This window comes from Bacillus infantis, from assembly GCF_008180445.1.
GTDB classification, from domain to species: domain Bacteria; phylum Bacillota; class Bacilli; order Bacillales; family Cytobacillaceae; genus Bacillus_AB; species Bacillus_AB infantis_B.
Genome location: NZ_VTER01000012.1, coordinates 72,599 through 92,364, shown reverse-complemented (window position 1 = coordinate 92,364; position 19,766 = coordinate 72,599). Strand labels below are relative to the sequence as shown.

The following is a 19,766-nucleotide window of genomic DNA, read 5'->3' as shown; positions in this document are numbered from 1 at the left end:
CCGGAAAGGATACAACTTATTTTCGATTTGTTATATAATAATATTTTATTTTAAGTCTTTTATGCATGTACGTAAAGAGCATTCTCAAACACTGGAGGCTGAAAACTTGATTCGTCCAATATATCGAATGTTCATTGAACTTACTAACGGCAAAGGAACGTCTGCACTTCTGCGCAGGTTTGCACGCTCGAAAAAGAGCCGCATCATGATTCGGCCATTTTTAAATGCCTACAATATTAATGTGGAAGAAATGGACAAGTCCATCGACGAATATCCTACACTTCACGACTTCTTCATCCGGCAGCTGAAGGGGGGGCTGCGCCCGGCGGACGCCAGTCCGGCTGCTGCAAGCAGTCCGGTTGATGCAGTGATCGAAGATATTGGGATCATTCAGGATGACCACATGATCACCGTAAAAGGAAAGGTCTATTCCATTGAAGAAATGCTTGGCAATCAGGATGCCCTGAGGAAATACAGAAATGGGCATTATATGATTTTTTACTTAAGCCCGAGCCATTATCACCGCATTCATAGCCCGGTGACAGGGACTGTAGAAGGGCAATGGACCCTGGGCGGCAAATCCTATCCAGTCAATAAGCATGGACTGAAATATGGTAAGGCCCCCCTATCCAAAAATTTTCGTACTGTTACGGAGGTAGCCCACGCTTTTGGCCATCTGGCCATTGTTAAGGTTGGCGCGATGTTTGTCAATACTATTGAAGCGACACATGAAGGAGAGCAGCTTGAAAAAGGAAAAGAAATGGCTTATTTCTCCTTTGGGTCGACCGTGGTCCTTCTATTTGAAGCAGGCACCTTCAAGCCTGCGGACAATCTTCAGCTTCCAGCGCATATCAAGGTCGGGGAAGCAATAGGGGAATTTGTGCAGCAGTGATTCCTGATATAAGAGAGCAAAGCAAAAGGGTGAGCTCCGGGCTCACCCTCTGTTCTTTCATTCTGTCTGGAATGTGTATGTATCATTGTTGTTTAAGAGGAAACCCTTATCTTATGTGTCAATGAACGCCTGTGGATTTCTGTTTCAATCAGGCGGATGAAGTCCGGGCTGAGGTTCAGCTCCCTGGCTTTAAAATAAGATTCAATCAGCAGTTCGTCCGACAGCTTGCGCATTTAAATCCGTACCTCCTGTCCGGTAAAATAACGGTTCTAAAAAGCATATTTATATACATATAATGTAAGATGTTTTGTTGTACCCTTACTCTATCAGAAATAAACGGCAGGAACAACCGTTCTGATTATCCACATAGACCGGTGGATAACCTGTGATTATTTTGTTTATAAATGGGAAAATATTATATAAAACATAGTGGGTTTTGTGAATAAAGTTATCCACATGCTGGAAGCGCTTTGGATTTTGTCGAAAAATATTTGGTTATCTTTTGGAATAAAGCTGAGAATCTATCTACTGCCTGCCAGGAATCTTTTAAAATGGCTGTGCTGAAATGCGTGTGAAACAGAGTTTCACACGAATGAGCCCAAAATCACCAAGGTACACTAACACAGCCTTTAAAAAAGGATTGCTCTTTTCAAGATTTATTTTGAACTGGCGGCTATAATTGGGTATGATGGATACATTGCAAAAATGGATGAAAATAATGAGGTGTTTTCAATGTTAAAGCATTTTTTGCCTGATCAGCATGTTAAGAATATATTTGAAATAACACCCGAAAGCCTTAAGGCAAAGGGAGTAAAGGGGATCATCACTGACCTGGACAATACGCTTGTTGAGTGGGACAGGCCTCTTGCGACCCCGAAGCTTATCAAATGGTTTGAGGAAATGAAGCATCAGAATATTAAGGTGACCATTGTTTCGAATAATAAAGAAAACCGTGTAAAGGCCTTTTCTGAGCCCCTGGGCATTCCGTTCATCTTCCAGGCGCGCAAGCCGATGACAAGGGCATTTAACAGGGCCTTGGGTGAAATGGGCCTGAAAAAAGAAGAAACTGTAGTCATAGGTGACCAGCTGCTGACTGATGTTCTTGGCGGCAACAGGAGCGGGTTCCATACGATCCTTGTCGTCCCGGTTGCCCAGACGGACGGATTTGTAACAAGATTTAACCGCAAAGTCGAAAGGCGGATTCTAAATTGGTTCAGAAAAAAAGGCAAGATTCAATGGGAGGATTAATGTGTGAGTGAACAATTTGTATGTATAGGCTGCGGAGTGAAGGTCCAGACAGAAAATCCCGAGGAGCTCGGCTACGCGCCAAAATCAGCACTAGAGAAAGAGGCGATTGTCTGCCAGCGCTGTTTCCGCCTCAAGCATTATAATGAGGTCCAGGATGTCAGCTTGACTGATGATGATTTTCTTAAAATCCTGAATGAAATCGGAAGAAGCGATGCGCTGATCGTCAAGATTGTCGATATCTTCGATTTCAATGGAAGCTGGCTTCCGGGGCTGCATCGTTTTACAGGGAACAACAAGGTTCTTTTGGTCGGCAATAAAGCAGATCTGCTTCCAAAATCAGTGAAGCGGAATAAATTGATCAACTGGATGAAGCAGGAGTCGAAAAATCTGGGGCTCCGGCCGGAAGATGTGTTCCTTGTCAGTGCTGCGAAAGGGCAGTCGATCCAGGAGGTGGCTTCTGCGATAGATGAGTACAGGGAAGGCAAGGACGTATATGTAGTCGGCTGTACAAATGTCGGCAAATCAACCTTTATCAACCGGATCCTTAAGGAGGTAACGGGAGAAGGGGATATCATCACCACTTCACATTTTCCTGGGACAACTTTGGATATTATCGAGATACCTTTAGAGGATGGCAAAGCTCTTGTTGATACACCGGGCATCATCAACCATCATCAGATGGCACACTTTGTCGATAAGCGTGACTTTAAGGTGATTATGCCCAAAAAGGAAATCAAGCCAAAGGTATATCAGCTGAATGAAGGGCAGACCTTATTTTTTGGCGGCCTGGCGCGCTTGGATTTTATCAGCGGAAGCAGACAGGCATTCATTTGCCACGTATCCAACGAAATTAATATCCATCGCACAAAGCTTGAAAATGCAGATGAACTGTATGAGAAGCACGCAGGGGAAATGCTGACGCCGCCCCGCCCTGAACAGATGGATGAATTCCCTGAGCTTGTCAGGCATGAATTCACTGTCAAAGAAGGGAAAACCGATATTGTGATTTCTGGTTTGGGCTGGGTTACAGTAAGTGAGCCGGGAACGAAGGTTGCCGCTTATGTACCTAGAGGAGTGCAGGCGATGGTAAGGAAATCCCTGATTTAACAGAAAGGGGAGAGGGACTTGAAAAAGCTCTTTGCTGTAATCGGCGATCCGATTGGCCACTCAATGTCGCCGGCGATGCATAATGATCTGTTTGGTATATATGGACTGGATGCCTGCTATGTTCCGCTAAAAGTCAGCCGGGAAGATTTAGGGGATGCAGTGAAGGGGCTCAAGGCAATCGGGATTGCAGGGTTTAATGTCACTGTACCCCATAAAACAGAAATCATGCCATTCCTGGATGAAATCGATCAGCTGGCAGAGGCAATCGGGGCGGTGAATACTGTCCTCAATAAAGATGGGAAATTGATTGGGTACAACACGGATGGGGAGGGCTATGTAAGAGGCCTCGCTTCTGAGGTGCCTGATTTCAGCCGGAAAAAAATCCTGATTGCCGGAGCAGGCGGAGCGGCAAAGGCAATCTACTATACGCTCGCACAAAAAGGCGTTCAGGCAATAGATATCTGCAATCGGACAGCCGCAAAGGCGGAAGCTCTTGCGGATAAATGCCCCTTTCCTGTCAGAACCGATGCTTTCGGCTACCAGCAGGCAGAAGAAAAACTGGGTGAGTATGATATCATCATCCAGACAACACCGATCGGCATGCTGCCCGACGTAAATGCATTGCCCTTTGGACTTTATAACCTGAAGGCCAGTGCTTTTGTCAGCGATATTATATATAACCCGCTTGAAACCAAATTTTTGCGGGAAGCTAAAAACAAAGGTGCATCCATCCAGAATGGCCTGAAAATGTTTGTCTGCCAGGGGGCGCTGGCCTTTGAAAGGTGGACTGGAACCTTTCCGGATACAGACAGGATGGAAGCAGGCGTTATTACACAACTGGGAGGACAAACATGTTAACAGGAAAACAAAAAAGATTATTGCGCTCAAAGGCACATCACTTGAACCCGATTTTTCAGGTTGGAAAAGGCGGAGTGAACGAAAATATGATCGCACAGATCGGGGAAGCGCTGGAAGCAAGGGAATTGCTTAAAGTAAGCATCCTGCAGAACTGTGATGAAGATAAAGACGAAGTGGCTGAGAAGCTCGTCAAAGGGACTAAAGCAGAGCTGGTGCAGATCATCGGCAATATGATCGTCCTTTATAAAGAATCAAAAGAAAACAAACAAATCCAGCTGCCATAATGAAGGCATGTTTGCAGCCAAGAGGCGGCAAAAGGAGGACTGCAGGTGAAGAGAATCGGCATTCTTGGAGGTACATTCAACCCTCCCCATCATGGCCATCTGCTGATTGCAAATGAGGTGCTCCATTCCCTTTCATTGGACAAAGTCTGGTTTATGCCAAACCAGGATCCCCCGCATAAAAAGAAGTCTTGGGCTGCATCTGATCAAGCAAGGGTAGAAATGCTGGAGCTTGCAATTGAGGGGCACCCTCGCTTTGAAATCCAGACGATTGAAATGGAACGCGGGGGGCCATCCTACACTTATGATACAATGAAGCTGCTTAAAGAGCAGAATAAGGATACCGTATTCTATTTTATCATCGGGGCTGATATGATTGAGTATCTGCCGAAGTGGCATAAAATAAATGACCTCCTTGAGCTTGCCGTCTTTGCCGGCGTCGGCAGGCCTTCCTATAGCAGCCGTACTGACTATCCGGTTGTCCCGGTTGATGTGCCGCAGATGGATGTTTCATCGAGCATGATAAGGGAAAGGCTCAGCCAGGGAGATACCGTGCGCTATCTTATGCCGGAAAGCGTCAGGAAGTATATTGAGGAGAATCGTTTGTATGGATCGTGAATTTTATCTAAAAATAGTAAAGAAACAGTTAACAGAACACCGCTACCAGCATACAATCGGTGTGATGGAAACGGCAATAGGCCTTGCCCGCACCTTTGGGGCTGATATCAAGAAGGCTGAAACGGCAGCTATTCTCCATGATTATGCCAAGTTCCGCCCGAAGGATGAAATGAAGAGGATTATCATAGAGCAAAAAATGCCTGAGGAGCTCCTTATGTACAACAGCGAGCTTTGGCATGCCCCTGCTGGTGCCTACCTTGCAGAAACGGAGGCAGGGGTAACCGATCCTGAAATCCTGGATGCAATCCGGTATCATACGTCAGGAAGGCCGCAAATGCCCTTACTTGATAAAATCATTTATCTCGCCGACTATATTGAACCCGGCCGGCATTTTCCGGGTGTGGATGAAGTCCGGAAAATGGCTGAAGCAGATCTTGATTCAGCCTTAATAAAAGCAATGCAGAATACTATCACGTTTTTAATGAAGAAGAATCAGCCGGTGTTTCCGCTGACTTTTCTGTCGTATAATGATCTTGTAATGAAAAAGGAGACTGATTAAATGAGTGAACGCGCCTTATTAGATATGGCTGTAAAAGCAGCCGATGATAAACGAGCAGAAGAAATTGTGGTATTGAATATGAAAGGGATTTCCCTCATTTCGGATTATTTTCTGATTTGCCACGGTAATTCTGATAAGCAGGTCCAGGCAATCGCCCGTGAAATGAAAGAAAAGAGCGAAGAGCTTGGCTATACAGTCAACCGGATGGAAGGATTCGATGAGGCGAGATGGATACTCGTTGACCTTGGGGATGTTGTAGCCCATGTTTTCCATAAGGATGAAAGAAGCTATTATAACTTAGAACGCCTGTGGGGCGATGCACCTTCAGTGGATGTCCAGAGCGTGCTTGGACAATGACCTATGGGAAGTTCGCCTACCTTTATGATGCACTGATGAAGGATGTGCCTTATGAAGGCTGGGTGGAAACAGTAAAAAGCAGTACGGAGAAGTATGGTATTGCAGGGAAGCGCCTTCTTGATCTTGCCTGTGGCACCGGGGAGCTTTCTGTCCGTCTCGCACAAGCCGGATACGATGTAACCGGAGTTGATTTATCGGAGGATATGCTCGCTGTCGCCCAGGCAAAAGCGATGGAGCAGGGAGCAGCCATTTCTTTCTATCAGCAGGACATGTCAGAACTCGAGGGGCTTGGCGAGTATGATATTGCAGGGATCTTTTGTGACTCCCTGAACTATCTTCAGAGCGAAAAAGAAGTTGAGCAGACATTCGAAAGTGTGGGAAGGCACCTGAAGGAAGGCGGTTTGTTCATTTTCGATGTTCATTCAGTCTATAAGATGGAGCATATCTTCAGGGATCAGACCTTTGCCCTGAATGAAGATGAAATCTCTTATATATGGGAATGCTTCCCTGGGGAGCATCCTTTCAGTGTTGAGCATGAATTGACTTTCTTTCAGCTGGACCCTTCGCTCATGAAATATGACAGATATGACGAGCTGCATCTGCAGCGCACTTATCCTATTGATATCTATAAAGACTGGCTTTTAAAAGCAGGCTTTACCCTGCTGGAAATAACAGCGGACTTTGAGACCGAGCTTCCGGCGCAAGAGTCGGAAAGAATCTTTTTCATTTGCCGCAAAAACTAGCAAAAGCCGCTCCCAATGGGGGCGGCTTTTGCTTTTCTTCATATTCCCGGAAGGCTGTTCAAAAAAAGTCAGCGTCAGCAGAAGGAATTTTGAAAGGCAGCAGAGAATGTTAATGGACAGTGAACTGTTTTTTGACCTGTGTAAGATCTTCCTCGAATTTAGAATGTGTGGCCTGGAACACATGCCGAAAAACATCACCTAATTCCTTCTCCAGCACCTTTATTCCTTCACCGGTTATTCCTCCTTTGACACAGACCTTCCGCTGAAGGGCAGGAAGGGTATAATGCCCCTTTTTCAGCAGCTCTCCCATCCCGATCAGCATTTCGCTGGCAAGAACGGTGGCAGTCTCCCGGTTTATTTTTGTTTCCGCAACGGCGGCATTAATGAATTGCTGTGTCAGATAACTGAAAAATGCAGGTCCGCAGCTTACAATGTCAGATGATACCCTTGTTATTTCTTCTTCTATTTCCACAGGCTTGGCAATGGCCTCGATAAGCGGCATGAGCTTCTGCTTCCATTCATCCCTGAAATGCTCCCCGTAAGTAACAAGAGCCACACCGGCGTGTGCCCTATTGGTGATGCTTGGAATCACCCGTGCTGCTGAACAGGGGACAAAAGATTCGAGCTGTTCTGCGCTGATAGGGCTTGTTATTGAAATCACGCAATCCTCATCACTTAAATATGGCCGGATTTCCTGGATCACATCCGCAAAATCATGAGGCTTCACACAAATGAAAATCAAATCCGAATTGGCAGCCGTTTTGGCTGCTCCCTCCGCAAGGTTCAGGCCGCTATATTCCTTCTGTATCTCTGCCGCTTTCTCCAAAGTTCTGTTTGTAATCGTCACAGAGGAGGGAGGAACGGCTTTGGCATCAAGCATGGCCTGGATAAGAATTTTCCCCATATTCCCTGTACCGATAAATCCGACATTCATAAATAACCCTCCTTTGACAGCAAGATATCTCATATAACGATATGAAATCGAAAACTCAAATATACCTTGAAAGGGGATGCCGATCATGCTGGATTGGATCAAGCGCCGCCCGCTTGCTGGGATTGGTGCGGCTTTCTTATTAATTTTGCTGTTTTATTTTTTTCTTCAGGGAAACAGCGGGGATGTGGACCCGCTTGAAAGTCTGCAGATGCAGGAGGAGCTTGAGTCATTGCCTGGCCTGAGGGAGGAAGAGGAAGGGGAAAAAGAAAAAGAAGCTGCTCCGCCTGTCATTAAAGTCGATGTGAAGGGGAGTGTGAGGAAGCCGGGTTTATATGAAGCAGCTGACGGAGAGCGTGTGGCCGATCTTATTCAGAAGGCAGGGGGGCTGACAGAAAAAGCAGATGAGACCCGGATAAACTTTGCCCAGAGAGTGGGGGATGAAATGGTTATTTACGTACCGGAGGAAGGGGAGGAATTATCAGGTGCAACTGAACCAGCCCAGGCTATCAGTGAAGCCTCGGGAGAAGATGGAATGGTAAATATCAACAGTGCGGGAAGTGAGGAGCTTCAGGATATTCCGGGGATCGGCCCATCAAAAGCCGCTGCCATCATTGAATACAGGGAAACGGAAGGTCCGTTCCAGTCGCTTGAGGACTTGATGCAGATTAGCGGGATAGGTGAAAAAACCTTTGAAAAGCTTAAATCTTATATAAAATTGAAATGAGCCTCATTGACGTGCTTTTGAAAAAGAGATTAAACTTGTACCAGGAGATTATTCTATGACAAAGAGATTTCAGGAGGAGAAAAATGGAACAGCGTTTATCATGGGACCAATATTTTATGGCTCAAAGCCATTTGCTGGCTTTAAGGAGCACATGTACAAGGCTGGCAGTCGGGGCTACGATTGTCCGCGACAAACGCATCATTGCTGGCGGATACAACGGTTCAATCGCAGGGGGAGACCATTGCATCGACCACGGCTGCTATGTTATCGATAATCATTGCGTCAGGACTATACATGCTGAGATGAACAGCATCCTGCAATGCGCCAAATTCGGTGTGCCCACTGCAGGAGCGGATATTTATGTCACGCATTTCCCATGCCTCCAATGCTGCAAGGCTATCATACAGGCTGGCATTGCAACAGTGTATTACGCGGAAGCCTACAAAAACCATCCGTATGCGATCGAGCTGTTTGAACAGGCAGGCGTCAGGGTGGAGCAGGTAATGCACAAAGAAATTTCCCTCGAATTTAACCGTGCGGAAAAGGCTGAATATATTAAAAACCTGTTGGAAGAGATGAAGCAAAACGGGACAGACCGTGAGCGGATTGATAAACTACAGGCAGAAGCCGGGGAGCTATTTGGAACCGGGGCTGGCTTTACAGCTAAGTAACTGGACAGGAGGTATCAGTGAAGGGGAATTCTTTTTATTTTGCTGCTGCTGCCCTGGCCGGACTGGTGACCGTGCTGGAAGGGAACATAGCATTATCGCTATTTACCGTATTCCTTATCTGTGCATTTACACTAGTAAAACGATTTTCAAAAATGTTGATTCTTCTTTTATTTATTACGCTGCTGATATTTGCCTGCAGAGGCTATTTAGCAGAAAAGGGAAATCACAGTGTATTAAGCGGAGCCGAGAAAACATTCCAGCTGGAGCTGTCAGAAATGAAGATTGATGGAAACAGCCTTTCTGTAAACTCACGCGACAGAAAGACGGGGGAAAAGCTCATCCTTGCCTATAAGCTGGATTCAGAGAAAGAAAAGCAGCTGCTGCGGAACAATCTGGTTCCAGGGCTGGTATGCCGCGTGGATGGCATTCTCGAAAAGCCCATGCAGGCAGCTAATCCGAATGGATTTGACTACAGGCTTTATCTGGAAAGAAAGCAGACGTTCTGGATTCTTGAAGCAGATTCTCTGATGCTCAGCCGGTGTTCCGGCACGTCAAGCCATCCTGTTGCAAAAATAAAGAGGCTGAGGCAGTCAGGGATCACTTATATTGAAACGGAGTTCCCCGGGAGCCTTGCACCGCTGGCAGCCGCACTTGTTTTTGGAGAAAGGGGCCTGATGGACACCAGTCTGCTGGAGGACTACCAGAAGCTCGGCATCGTCCATCTTCTGGCGATATCCGGCCTTCATGTCGGCCTCCTGGCAGCCATGATCCTCTATATAGGAAAAAGAGCAGGCGTCCCCAGTGAAAGGATGAAGTTCCTGCTGCTGCTGTTCTTGCCGGTTTACGCCGTCCTGACCGGCGGGGCTCCTTCTGTCACCAGGGCTGTACTGATGTTGATGTGTATGCTGATCTATTCGCTGGCTGCTAGAGGAAAGAAGAAGCTTCAGCCGATAGATGCTGTAAGCTCTGTTTTTGCCGCTTGCCTGTTCATCTCTCCTTTTATAGTCTACGAACCCGGATTTCAGCTGTCTTTTTGTGTCAGCTTTGCCCTTATTATTTCAGCTCCCTCAATCTTTAAAAATCTGAACCACTGGATATCCCAAAGCGTGGCTGTTTCATTGGTTGCCCAGCTTGCATCCGCCCCGATCATTCTCTTCTTCTTTTATGAGATATCGTTATTCGCTCTCTTCGCCAACCTTCTGTACATCCCCTTTTTTTCATTTATCCTCTTGCCTGGCATCCTGCTCGGATTCCTTTTGCATATACTTTCAGGGGGGAATGCCGGGCTGATCCTGCAGGCGCTTGAGTGGAGCGCCTGCATGGCCAATTTGGCCGCCGGAAAGCTCGGATCATTGCCTGGCGCTGTATTGGTGCTGGGGAAGCCATCCGGGCCTGCTTTGGCCCTGTATATAACAGGAGTACCAGCATTATTGATCATCTGGGAAAGGAAGAAAGAGCACTTTACCCTTAAAATGGCCGCAGGTATGCTTTTGCTTTTCTCTTTTCAGCCTTTGGAGCAAAAATTCTCTCCAAAAGGGGAAATCACCTTTCTGGATGTAGGGCAGGGTGACAGTATTTTGGTTTCCCTGCCCTATGGCAAGGGAGATTATTTAATTGATACTGGCGGCAGGCTTCAGTTTGAGACCGAAGAATGGGAAAAAAGAAAAGATATGTTTGATCCAGGGAAGGATATTGTGGTCCCATTTTTGAAGAGCAGAGGGATTTCCCGGCTGGACAGACTGATCCTGACCCATGGGGATGCTGATCATATAGGGGGGGGCAGCTGGTGTGCTGAATGAGATTCAAATCAATGAAATCGTCTTCCCTGAAGGGGGTGAGGGCGGGGAACTTGAAAATTTGCTGATCCAGCGGGCGGAGGAAATGTCCATACCAGTGGTCTATGCTGAATCAGGGAGCGGATGGCAGGCTGGCAGCAGCAGCTTCCAAATCATCTCCCCCATCCAGGGCAGGGAATATGGAAGCAAAAACGATGGTTCTCTTGTCATCATGGCAAAAGCCGGAGGATTGCGCTGGCTTTTTACAGGCGATCTTGAGGAGGAGGGAGAGAGCTGGATCATCCAAAAATATCCTCATTTAAAGGCTGATATACTCAAAGCGGGGCACCATGGAAGCAATTCCTCCAGTTCGAGCCAGTTTCTTCGGCATATTGCGCCTAAAGCGGCCGTCATCTCTGCCGGGAGGAACAATCGGTACGGGCACCCTCATCAAGAAGTACTTTCAAGATTGAGTTCCGAGAAAATAAAAATCCTGAGAACTGATCTTCATGGGGCAATTACCTACACATTTACCGAAAAGGCAGGAACGTTTTCCCTCAAGCTCCCATAATATAAGATTAAGAAAGCCCTTCCCATTCACCGCAGGCTTCATAAGCAGAAATGAAAAGAGACTGCATGTGTATGCAGTCTCCATAAATTTACGCTATGTAGCTGTTTTTACGCTCCGATGAATTTAATGACTGTTGCAATAACAAACAATAATGCGAAAAAGCCGAAAGATACGGCAAACCCTACGCCGGAATCAACAGCATCGTTGCGTTTGCTTTGGACGTTCTTTTCAAATTCGTTCACAGTCTACCCCTCCTATATCATTTTTAGTATAAGCGATATATAAAAAAAAATCCACAATTCCTGTGTGCGTTTTCCTGGACTAGAAGGAGTTGTCACAAATAGTTTGATTTCGCGCAGCAGAAAATAACATCACAATGTTTTCGCACCGCCGCCAATCAAGTATCCTAGGCCTTGGCTGGCGACGTTCAATATAGATGGGGAACCGGGCATCGGCGAGCCCGGTTCCTTTGAATGCTTGTCAAATCGCCCGGTCTTCTTTAGGATAGGAGTAGGAAAAAAAGTATTGAACGGAGCGAGACAATTGGTTTTAGATGTGTGGAAGCAAATAAACAACAAACAATTTACCCCGGTATATTTATTATACGGAACAGAAGGCTTTTTGATTAATGAAACAAAACAGCTGCTTATCAACAATGTGCTGGCTGAAGACGAGAGCGATTTTAATCTGTCTACATATGATCTGGAGGAAACACCTATAGAAGCGGCACTTGAGGATGCAGAGACCTTCCCTTTCATGGGGGATAGGAGGCTCATCTTTCTTCACAACCCGTCTTTTCTGACTTCCGAAAAGACAAAGGGGAAGACTGAGCATAATCTGGCCAAGCTGGAATCCTATTTAAAAGAGCCGTCTCCATATTCAATCATTGTGTTTGCGGCACCCTATGAAAAGCTGGATGATCGAAAAAAGATTACGAAGGAACTGAAGAAAAAAGCAAGTGTCCTTGAGGCCAAAAAGCTGGGGGAGCAGGAGCTGAAAGTCTGGATCAGGGAAAGGGCTGCCCAGAACGGCGTCCAGATTGAGGAGGATGCCGTGCAGCTTATGCTGACTCTGGCAGGTACCAACCTCTTTATGCTGACAGGTGAAATTGATAAATTGGCCTTATATGCCGACGAGGAAAAGCTGATTGATGCCAAGGCAGTCGACAAGCTGGTTGCCAGGTCGCTTGAGCAGAATATTTTCACCCTAGTCGACAAGGTGGTCCACAGAAAAATAGACGAGGCCCTGCGGATTTATTATGATCTTTTAAAGCAGAATGAAGAGCCGATTAAAATTCTTTCCATTCTGACCGGCCAATTCAGGCTGATCTACCAGGTGAAGGAGCTGTCGAGAAGGGGATACGGCCAGCAGCAGACGGCTGGATACTTAAAGGTCCATCCATTCAGGGTCAAGCTTGCAGCCGGGCAGGCCCAGCTTTTCGGAGATGAAGAACTGTCCCGCATCATGAAGCTTCTGGCAGAAGCGGATTATGATATGAAAACCGGCGGCATGAACAAGGAAATGCTCATTGAAATGTTTCTGTTCAGGCTCCACGACCATGCCCTCCATAAATAGACAAAAATAAAAATGGTCCAAAAGGGCCATTTTTACTGTTTTTCGGCATAAGAAAAGGCTATCTGAAAGATAGCCGGGAATCTTTAAACGATTACGCGTTCAAAGAGTTTAGTTTTTTAGCAAGACGAGATTGCTTGCGTGCAGCAGCGTTTTTGTGGATAAGGCCTTTTGCAGCAGCTTTATCAAGCTGGCTAACTGCGTTAGCATATGAAGTCTTAGCAGCAGCTGTATCTTCGTTAACGATTGCAGCTTCCGCTTTCTTGACAGCAGTACGCATTGAAGACTTTACAGTCACGTTCTGAGCATTGCGGGCTTCGCTTGTTTTTACGCGTTTAATAGCAGATTTAATGTTTGGCATTCCATTCACCTCCTAGAAAAAAGCAATCGAGATTATATTAACTCGACTTTCATATCATTCATTAACAATAATTAAGAACAAGTGCTATTTTATCAAAGGCATGCCAATAATGCAATACTGTAGTTTAAAATCAATTCTTTTTGCTGGGAAGGACCCAAAAGCAGTTTGCTCATTTTAGGGGCTTCAGGCGGGACAGCTTCTGAATGAATTGGCATGGTTTGGGCAAAGCTAGGAAAAAGCACCGGCCCAGGCCGGATTGAAGAAAAGAGGGCAGCAATGTGAAAGAACCATTAGATCTTAGCAGATATTCAATAAGAACCGACCTTGCCATTGAAGCCAGGGAGATAGTAATGGATGAACGCTCAAAAAACCTTGGGAAAGAAGAGAATCTCTCTCAGCTTGAAGGGGTCATAATTAAAGAAAAAGAAGAAGATGACCTCAAGATTTCTTATGTTGAGGTGACATCAGAGGGCGCCAAATCCCTCGGGAAGAAAGAAGGCAAGTATCTAACCATTGAGGTTCAGGGTATCAGGCAGCAGGACACAGAGCTTCAGCAGAAGGTCGAAAATGTGTTTTCAAGCGAATTGGCCCGCTTCATTGAGGGGATGGGGATTAAGAAAGATGCAAGCTGCCTTGTCGTCGGCCTCGGAAACTGGAATGTCACTCCCGATGCACTGGGACCACAGGTTTGTGAGAATATTTTGGTCACACGCCACCTTTATCAGCTTCAGCCGGAAAATGTTGAGGAGGGCTACAGGCCTGTAAGTGCCCTTGCCCCTGGCGTTATGGGGCTGACCGGGATTGAGACAAGCGATATCATCTTTGGGGTAGTGGAGAAGACGAAGCCGGACTTTGTGCTTGCAGTTGACGCCCTGGCCGCCCGCTCAATTGAAAGGGTGAACTCTACCATCCAAATTTCTGATACAGGCATCCATCCGGGTTCAGGGGTAGGCAACAAGCGGAAGGAGCTCAGCAAAGAAACTCTCGGGATTCCGGTGATTGCAATTGGGGTGCCGACCGTAGTGGACGCAGTCAGCATCACAAGCGATACAATTGATTTCATTCTTAAGCATTTCGGCAGGGAGCTTAAAGAAGGTGACAGACCCTCCCGGGCGCTCGCCCCTGCAGGCATGAATTTCGGGAAAAGAAAGAAGCTCACAGAGGAAGACCTGCCAGAAGAACAGCAGCGGCAGACTTTCCTTGGCATAGTCGGCACACTTCCAGATGAAGAAAAGAGAAAGCTGATTTATGAGGTGCTTTCTCCTATCGGCCATAATCTGATGGTAACACCGAAAGAGGTGGATGTGTTTATGGAGGATATGTCCAATCTGGTAGCCAATGGGCTGAACGCTGCCCTCCATAGCAGGATCAACCAGGAAAATTCCGGTTTTTATACGAGGTAGCATTCTTGAGGTTCTATCTACTCTAGCATAGTCATAAGATTTACTAGACTTAAGCTGAAGAGGCGGACCTATGAAAACAGCGAAACCAACTGATAACCGCCCGGGCATGTAGTCTGGATTTCTGAAGGCAAGCGCAGAGTGGGAGACCGCATGAAATCAGCCCTGGAGGCAAAGGGCAATGGCGCCAAAGTGGATAAGTCTGATACCCAGGGCCCAGGCTTCCTTAAGCAGAAAAGGCTGGATTATTCACAGTCATAGGACCATTCAAGAGAAGCCATGGGAAATACCCTGGCAGCTGATATAAATCCCTCCCGATAAAGAATGAAATAGGTGATTGCAATGAAAAAGTTTACGGTAAAAGCTTTCCTTGCTGCAGCATTGATGTTCATTTCCGTCCTTTTTGGCATGCAGCATGCCAATGAGGGGACGAGGGCTATGAGAGGCTATGATGAGAAAGGCCTGAATCCTGCTTTCTCCATCAGCGAAGGCAGCACAGGGGAGCTGGAGGCCTCCATACTCGGCCAGGACGTATCTTCACATGACCTGGAAAAGAAAAGAGAAAAGCTGGAGGAAATGAAGGCATATAATTTCTTTTCCTCTGCCGGCAGGGATCTTGCCGAAGGGCTATCAAAGGCCGCAGACAGCGCCATAAAGAAAGTGGCAGATCTGATAAAATAATAGAGAACAATCGGCCATCCTGGAGATGGCTGTTTTATTTTAGGGGCCTTCTCAGTGCTTCCGCTTTTCCTTGAATGTTCAAACCCCTGCTGATATAATCAAAAATAGTGTATATGCGCGAGTATAGTAGGAGTGAACGCTATGAATAGAGAAGACAGACTAGAAAGACAATCCAGAACCCGGAATTTTTCAATCATTGCCCATATCGACCATGGGAAATCCACGCTGGCTGACAGGATCCTGGAAAGAACGAATGCCTTGACGGCGCGGGAAATGAAGGATCAGCTGCTCGATTCCATGGACCTGGAAAGAGAACGCGGGATTACAATAAAATTGAATTCTGTGCAATTAAAATATAAAGCAAAAGATGGAGAGATTTACACCTTCCATCTGATTGACACCCCAGGGCACGTCGACTTTACTTATGAAGTGTCCCGAAGCCTTGCTGCATGTGAAGGCGCAGTGCTTGTTGTCGATGCTGCACAAGGCATTGAAGCCCAAACTCTGGCAAATGTGTACCTTGCCATTGATAATGACCTTGAAATTGTACCTGTCATCAACAAAATCGACCTTCCAAGCGCAGATCCTGAGCGGGTGCGCGGTGAAATCGAGGACGTCATCGGGCTTGATGCCAGTGAGGCTGTATTGGCATCTGCAAAAGCAGGGATCGGAATTGAGGAGATTCTGGAACAGGTCGTTGAAAAGGTTCCAGCTCCGCAGGGAGATCCAGATGCCCCGCTGAAGGCGCTGATCTTTGACAGCCTTTATGATGCATACAGAGGTGTTGTTGCCTATATCCGTGTTGTTGAAGGAACAGTGAAGGTCGGCGACAAAGTGAAGATGATGGCRACCGGCAARGAATTCGAAGTCACGGAGGTAGGCGTTTTCACGCCGAAATCAACTCCGCTGCCTGAGCTTTCTGTAGGTGATGTAGGTTTCCTGACAGCAGCAATTAAGAATGTCGGCGATACACGTGTCGGCGATACGATCACAAGCGCGAAAAATGGAGCTACAGAACCCCTGCCAGGCTACCGGAAGCTGAATCCGATGGTATACTGCGGCCTGTACCCGATTGACAGCGCCAGATTCAATGATTTGCGCGAAGCGCTTGAAAAGCTGGAACTCAACGATTCTGCGCTTCAGTTTGAGCCGGAGACATCCCAGGCATTGGGCTTCGGTTTCCGGTGCGGATTCCTTGGACTGCTTCATATGGAAATCATCCAGGAACGCATTGAGCGGGAATTCAAGATAGATTTGATCACAACTGCACCAAGCGTTATCTACGATGTTGTCATGACTGACGGCACTTCGCTGAAAGTGGACAATCCATCAGATATGCCTGACGCACAAAAAATTGACCGTGTCGAAGAGCCTTATGTAAAGGCGACGATGATGGCGCCAAATGATTATGTCGGTGCAATCATGGAGCTCTGCCAGGAAAAACGCGGTATTTTCATTGATATGCAATATATGGATGAGACCCGGGTCAGCATTGTGTACGAAATTCCGCTTTCTGAAATTGTCTATGACTTTTTCGATCAGCTTAAATCCAGCACAAAAGGCTATGCCTCATTCGATTATGAGCTGATTGGATATAAAGAATCCAAGCTTGTCAAAATGGACATTCTGCTTAACGCTGAAAAAGTCGATGCGCTCAGCTTTATTGTTCATAGAGATTTTGCGTATGAACGCGGAAAAGTGATTGTAGAGAAACTGAAGGACCTGATTCCCCGCCAGCAGTTTGAGGTGCCGATCCAGGCTGCAATCGGGCAAAAGATCGTTGCGCGTTCAACGATTAAAGCGATGAGGAAGAACGTATTGGCGAAATGTTACGGCGGAGATATTTCCCGGAAAAGAAAGCTGCTTGAAAAGCAGAAGGAAGGGAAAAAGCGCATGAAGCAGGTCGGCTCTGTCGAAGTTCCGCAGGAAGCATTCATGGCAGTCCTGAAAATGGACGATACGACTCCCAAAAAGTAACAGGCTCCAGGTTTGATTTGTTGCCGGAGGTTAGATATGCTTGCATACAAGCAGCTCTAACCTCTTTTTCATTGAAAAAAAGATCTGCCGATGAGCAAATTATTAAAGGTTGTGACGACACGTATGATAAATGCGGCTTATATCCATATACCGTTTTGTGAACATATATGCCATTATTGTGATTTTAATAAAGTGTTTCTTAAAGGCCAGCCGGTCGATGAATATCTGCAGGCACTTGAAAGAGAAATGGAATTGACGCTTCAGGATCGTCCCTCAAGCCCTTTCGGTTCAATATTTGTTGGCGGAGGCACCCCGACTGCCTTGGATGCACGCCAGCTCGAGATGCTGTGCACATCAATCAGAAAGCATATGCCTCTTGAAGAAGGGGCGGAATTCACCTTCGAAGCAAACCCGGGCGATCTTTCTGAAGACAAGCTGAAGGCGCTTTATGATGCAGGGGTGAACAGGCTGAGCTTTGGAGTCCAGACCTTCAATGAAGAATTGCTGAAGAGGATCGGCAGAACACACAGGGCCAAGGATGTATTTTCATCAATTGAACTTGCGAAAAAAACAGGGTTCAGCAGCATCAGCGTGGACCTTATATACAGCTTGCCGGGCCAGACCATCGCTGAATTCAAGGAAACGCTGGATACCGCCTTTACACTGGATATCCAGCACTATTCCGGCTACTCACTGATCATTGAACCGAAGACGGTTTTTTATAATCTTATGCGAAAAGGGAAGCTTCCTTCACCGGGTGAAGATGCAGAAGCAGCGATGTATGAGCTTCTTATGGAAAGGATGGATCTTGAGGGCTTTAAGCAATATGAAATCAGCAATTTTGCGCTTCCCGGTTTTGAAAGCAGGCATAACCTGACATACTGGAATAATGAAGAGTATTACGGTTTTGGAGCCGGGGCCCATGGCTATACAGGCGGGAGCCGGAATGCCAATTACGGGCCCCTGAAAAAATATATGGAGCCCTTGTCGGAAAACAAACTTCCTGTCATGGAATCGCATATTGTGACAAAAGCTGAAAAGATGGAAGAGGAAATGTTCCTGGGGCTAAGAAAGACGGAAGGTGTAGAAGTTTCCCGCTTTATGGAGAAATTTGAAGAAGATCCGCTTTTGCTGTTCAGGAGCGAGCTGGAAAGGCTTCAGACATTAGAGCTGATAGAAGCTGGCGGGAAGTCGATCCGGCTGACGCGAAAAGGGCGCCTTCTTGGGAACGAAGTATTTCAATCCTTCATCGGTGTAATCTAATGATTGACATCGCGCCTATAAATTTGATAATTTATTATTAGATTTAGCACTCGCTAACGAAGAGTGCTAACAGAGGTGATAAACGTGTTAACAGATCGTCAATTATTGATTTTCCAGGTGATTGTTGATGATTTCATTCGGTCTGCCCAGCCAGTCGGTTCAAGGAGCCTGTCGAAAAAAGAAGAAATTTCTTTCAGTTCGGCCACTATCCGAAACGAAATGGCTGATTTAGAAGAATTGGGTTTTATCGAGAAAACACACACCTCATCCGGAAGGGTTCCTTCTGAAAAAGGCTATCGCTATTATGTTGACCATCTATTGTCACCCCAGAAGCTGAACCAGCAGGATATATTCACCATTAAGTCCCTCTTTGCAGAGCGGATTTATGAGCTCGAAAAGATTGTGCAGAAATCTGCCAGAATCATGTCAGAATTGACGAGCTATACGTCAATTGTCCTTGGTCCAGCTGTTAAAGAAAACAAACTGAGAAAAATTCAGATTGTTCCTCTGAACAAGGATACGGCCATAGCCATCATTGTGACTGATACAGGGCATGTGGAAAACAAAATGTTCAGCATACCCGAGAATATCCATCCTGGGGAAATAGAAAAACTGGTCAATATCCTGAATGAGCGGCTGGCCGGTGTGCCTATAGATAATCTCAACGATAAAATCTATAAAGAAGTGGCTGTGCTGCTCAGGCAGCATGTCAATCACTATGATCTCCTGCTCTATTCTTTTGCTGACATATTAAAGCTGTCAGCCAATGAAAAACTCTTTTTCGGCGGCAAAACGAATATGCTCAGCCAGCCGGAATTCCATGATATCAATAAAATCAGGAATCTGATGAATATGATTGAGCAGGAAGAAAGCATCTATGATTTAATACGCAAAGATAAATCAGGAATCAATATTAAAATCGGCAGAGAGAATGAGAACTCGGCCATGGAAAACTGCAGCCTCATTACTGCCACCTATTCAATGGGTGCAGAGCAGCTGGGGACCATCGCGGTCCTTGGGCCGACGAGGATGGAGTATTCAAGGGTGATCAGCCTGCTGCAGATTATCAGCGCAGACCTCACTGACGTCCTGACGAAGCTGTATCAAAAGAGCTGACGCAGGTAATATTGATGATGGGTGGAAGCTGTCTTCCATCCCTTTCATTGCGTGTAAA

The 19,766-nt window shown here is 46.3% G+C and carries 23 protein-coding genes; 19 read left to right on the top strand and 4 right to left on the bottom strand.

All coding sequences use genetic code 11. The features are described 5' to 3' along the window. Positions 1-61 precede the first annotated feature (61 nt). Entirely contained in the window at positions 62-892 is an 831-nt protein-coding gene (locus FZD51_RS20990; RefSeq protein ID WP_420886288.1) for a phosphatidylserine decarboxylase, read from the top strand. A 92-nt stretch (positions 893-984) separates the two neighbouring features. On the opposite strand, the gene FZD51_RS20985 is transcribed toward FZD51_RS20990, so the two are convergent. Next, entirely contained in the window at positions 985-1,125 is a 141-nt protein-coding gene (locus FZD51_RS20985; RefSeq protein ID WP_009796240.1) for a sporulation histidine kinase inhibitor Sda, read from the bottom strand. A gap of 499 nt (positions 1,126-1,624) precedes the next feature. On the opposite strand from FZD51_RS20985, the gene FZD51_RS20980 reads away from it, so the two are divergent. From FZD51_RS20980 to FZD51_RS20945, 8 genes are read left to right on the top strand one after another with little or no spacing between them, the layout of a single operon-like run. After that, the gene (locus FZD51_RS20980; RefSeq protein WP_101550594.1) at positions 1,625-2,140 is read left to right on the top strand and encodes a YqeG family HAD IIIA-type phosphatase; all 516 of its coding nucleotides are present in this window, start codon (positions 1,625-1,627) and stop codon (positions 2,138-2,140) included. A 3-nt stretch (positions 2,141-2,143) separates the two neighbouring features. After that, positions 2,144-3,247, top strand: a complete 1,104-nt coding sequence (yqeH, locus tag FZD51_RS20975; protein WP_148976535.1) for a ribosome biogenesis GTPase YqeH — start codon at positions 2,144-2,146, stop codon at positions 3,245-3,247. Between the two features lie 18 nt (positions 3,248-3,265). Next, positions 3,266-4,105: a shikimate dehydrogenase gene (gene aroE, locus FZD51_RS20970; protein WP_148976534.1), complete on the top strand. Its 840-nt coding sequence runs from the start codon at positions 3,266-3,268 to the stop codon at positions 4,103-4,105. After that, entirely contained in the window at positions 4,099-4,389 is a 291-nt protein-coding gene (yhbY, locus tag FZD51_RS20965; RefSeq protein ID WP_148976533.1) for a ribosome assembly RNA-binding protein YhbY, read from the top strand. Before aroE ends, yhbY begins: the two co-directional genes overlap by 7 nt. A gap of 45 nt (positions 4,390-4,434) precedes the next feature. Continuing rightward, positions 4,435-5,004 carry a nicotinate-nucleotide adenylyltransferase gene (locus FZD51_RS20960; protein WP_148976532.1) on the top strand — a complete coding sequence of 190 codons (570 nt, stop codon included), beginning with the start codon at positions 4,435-4,437 and terminating at the stop codon, positions 5,002-5,004. Beyond that, complete coding sequence (yqeK, locus tag FZD51_RS20955) at positions 4,994-5,563, top strand: bis(5'-nucleosyl)-tetraphosphatase (symmetrical) YqeK (RefSeq protein ID WP_148976531.1); 570 nt, start codon at positions 4,994-4,996, stop codon at positions 5,561-5,563. The genes FZD51_RS20960 and yqeK overlap by 11 nt, the downstream gene beginning before the upstream one ends. Next, complete coding sequence (gene rsfS / locus FZD51_RS20950) at positions 5,564-5,920, top strand: ribosome silencing factor (protein WP_094767023.1); 357 nt, start codon at positions 5,564-5,566, stop codon at positions 5,918-5,920. Next, entirely contained in the window at positions 5,917-6,663 is a 747-nt protein-coding gene (locus FZD51_RS20945) for a class I SAM-dependent DNA methyltransferase (protein ID WP_148976530.1), read from the top strand. The genes rsfS and FZD51_RS20945 overlap by 4 nt, the downstream gene beginning before the upstream one ends. A 109-nt stretch (positions 6,664-6,772) precedes the next feature. On the opposite strand, the gene comER is transcribed toward FZD51_RS20945, so the two are convergent. Next, a complete protein-coding gene (gene comER, locus FZD51_RS20940; RefSeq protein WP_148976529.1) occupies positions 6,773-7,597 on the bottom strand; it encodes a late competence protein ComER in 825 nt (274 codons plus the stop codon). An 85-nt stretch (positions 7,598-7,682) separates the two neighbouring features. Between comER and FZD51_RS20935 the strand changes: the two genes are divergently transcribed. From FZD51_RS20935 to FZD51_RS20920, 4 genes are all read left to right on the top strand, one after another. Beyond that, positions 7,683-8,321, top strand: coding sequence for a helix-hairpin-helix domain-containing protein (locus FZD51_RS20935; protein WP_148976528.1), 639 nt, complete (start codon positions 7,683-7,685; stop codon positions 8,319-8,321). Positions 8,322-8,404: 83 nt separating this feature from the next. After that, complete coding sequence (locus FZD51_RS20930) at positions 8,405-8,992, top strand: ComE operon protein 2 (RefSeq protein WP_148976527.1); 588 nt, start codon at positions 8,405-8,407, stop codon at positions 8,990-8,992. Positions 8,993-9,009: 17 nt separating this feature from the next. Continuing rightward, on the top strand, positions 9,010-10,791 hold the full coding sequence (locus FZD51_RS20925; RefSeq protein WP_148976526.1) for a DNA internalization-related competence protein ComEC/Rec2: 1,782 nt from the start codon (positions 9,010-9,012) through the stop codon (positions 10,789-10,791). Further along, positions 10,781-11,338 (top strand): ComEC/Rec2 family competence protein, encoded by a 558-nt coding sequence (locus tag FZD51_RS20920; RefSeq protein ID WP_148976525.1) that lies wholly within the window; start codon positions 10,781-10,783, stop codon positions 11,336-11,338. Before FZD51_RS20925 ends, FZD51_RS20920 begins: the two co-directional genes overlap by 11 nt. 107 nt (positions 11,339-11,445) lie before the next feature. Here the strand turns inward: FZD51_RS20920 and FZD51_RS20915 are convergent, their stop codons facing one another. Next, on the bottom strand, positions 11,446-11,580 hold the full coding sequence (locus FZD51_RS20915; RefSeq protein ID WP_009796271.1) for a YqzM family protein: 135 nt from the start codon (positions 11,578-11,580) through the stop codon (positions 11,446-11,448). A gap of 301 nt (positions 11,581-11,881) precedes the next feature. On the opposite strand from FZD51_RS20915, the gene holA reads away from it, so the two are divergent. Next, entirely contained in the window at positions 11,882-12,913 is a 1,032-nt protein-coding gene (gene holA, locus FZD51_RS20910) for a DNA polymerase III subunit delta (RefSeq protein WP_148976564.1), read from the top strand. Positions 12,914-13,004: 91 nt separating this feature from the next. Here holA and rpsT read toward each other — a convergent pair whose 3' ends face one another. Next, a complete protein-coding gene (rpsT, locus tag FZD51_RS20905; RefSeq protein WP_148976524.1) occupies positions 13,005-13,271 on the bottom strand; it encodes a 30S ribosomal protein S20 in 267 nt (88 codons plus the stop codon). 278 nt (positions 13,272-13,549) lie between these two features. Here rpsT and gpr point away from each other — a divergent pair, with 278 nt between their 5' ends. The 5 genes from gpr to hrcA all read left to right on the top strand — a co-directional run bounded on the left by gpr (position 13,550) and on the right by hrcA (position 19,708). Next, the gene (gpr, locus tag FZD51_RS20900) at positions 13,550-14,674 is read left to right on the top strand and encodes a GPR endopeptidase (RefSeq protein WP_148976523.1); all 1,125 of its coding nucleotides are present in this window, start codon (positions 13,550-13,552) and stop codon (positions 14,672-14,674) included. A gap of 339 nt (positions 14,675-15,013) precedes the next feature. Continuing rightward, the gene (locus tag FZD51_RS20895; protein ID WP_148976522.1) at positions 15,014-15,352 is read left to right on the top strand and encodes a YqxA family protein; all 339 of its coding nucleotides are present in this window, start codon (positions 15,014-15,016) and stop codon (positions 15,350-15,352) included. A gap of 141 nt (positions 15,353-15,493) precedes the next feature. Next, positions 15,494-17,329 (top strand): translation elongation factor 4, encoded by a 1,836-nt coding sequence (gene lepA, locus FZD51_RS20890; RefSeq protein WP_148976521.1) that lies wholly within the window; start codon positions 15,494-15,496, stop codon positions 17,327-17,329. A gap of 123 nt (positions 17,330-17,452) precedes the next feature. Beyond that, a complete protein-coding gene (gene hemW, locus FZD51_RS20885) occupies positions 17,453-18,592 on the top strand; it encodes a radical SAM family heme chaperone HemW (protein WP_148976563.1) in 1,140 nt (379 codons plus the stop codon). An 84-nt stretch (positions 18,593-18,676) separates the two neighbouring features. Further along, positions 18,677-19,708, top strand: a complete 1,032-nt coding sequence (gene hrcA / locus FZD51_RS20880) for a heat-inducible transcriptional repressor HrcA (RefSeq protein ID WP_009796262.1) — start codon at positions 18,677-18,679, stop codon at positions 19,706-19,708. Positions 19,709-19,766: the final 58 nt, after the last annotated feature.

Excerpts from the sequence above, each read along its gene's own strand:
- FZD51_RS20990 (WP_420886288.1), top strand. The coding sequence starts at position 62 with ATGCATGTACGTAAAGAGCATTCTCAAACACTGGAGGCTGAAAACTTG.
- FZD51_RS20985 (WP_009796240.1), bottom strand. The coding sequence starts at position 1,125 with ATGCGCAAGCTGTCGGACGAACTGCTGATTGAATCTTATTTTAAAGCC.
- FZD51_RS20980 (WP_101550594.1), top strand. The coding sequence starts at position 1,625 with ATGTTAAAGCATTTTTTGCCTGATCAGCATGTTAAGAATATATTTGAA.
- yhbY (WP_148976533.1), top strand. The coding sequence starts at position 4,099 with ATGTTAACAGGAAAACAAAAAAGATTATTGCGCTCAAAGGCACATCAC.
- yqeK (WP_148976531.1), top strand. The coding sequence starts at position 4,994 with ATGGATCGTGAATTTTATCTAAAAATAGTAAAGAAACAGTTAACAGAA.
- rsfS (WP_094767023.1), top strand. The coding sequence starts at position 5,564 with ATGAGTGAACGCGCCTTATTAGATATGGCTGTAAAAGCAGCCGATGAT.
- FZD51_RS20945 (WP_148976530.1), top strand. The coding sequence starts at position 5,917 with ATGACCTATGGGAAGTTCGCCTACCTTTATGATGCACTGATGAAGGAT.
- comER (WP_148976529.1), bottom strand. The coding sequence starts at position 7,597 with ATGAATGTCGGATTTATCGGTACAGGGAATATGGGGAAAATTCTTATC.
- FZD51_RS20935 (WP_148976528.1), top strand. The coding sequence starts at position 7,683 with ATGCTGGATTGGATCAAGCGCCGCCCGCTTGCTGGGATTGGTGCGGCT.
- FZD51_RS20930 (WP_148976527.1), top strand. The coding sequence starts at position 8,405 with ATGGAACAGCGTTTATCATGGGACCAATATTTTATGGCTCAAAGCCAT.
- rpsT (WP_148976524.1), bottom strand. The coding sequence starts at position 13,271 with ATGCCAAACATTAAATCTGCTATTAAACGCGTAAAAACAAGCGAAGCC.
- FZD51_RS20895 (WP_148976522.1), top strand. The coding sequence starts at position 15,014 with ATGAAAAAGTTTACGGTAAAAGCTTTCCTTGCTGCAGCATTGATGTTC.
- hemW (WP_148976563.1), top strand. The coding sequence starts at position 17,453 with ATGATAAATGCGGCTTATATCCATATACCGTTTTGTGAACATATATGC.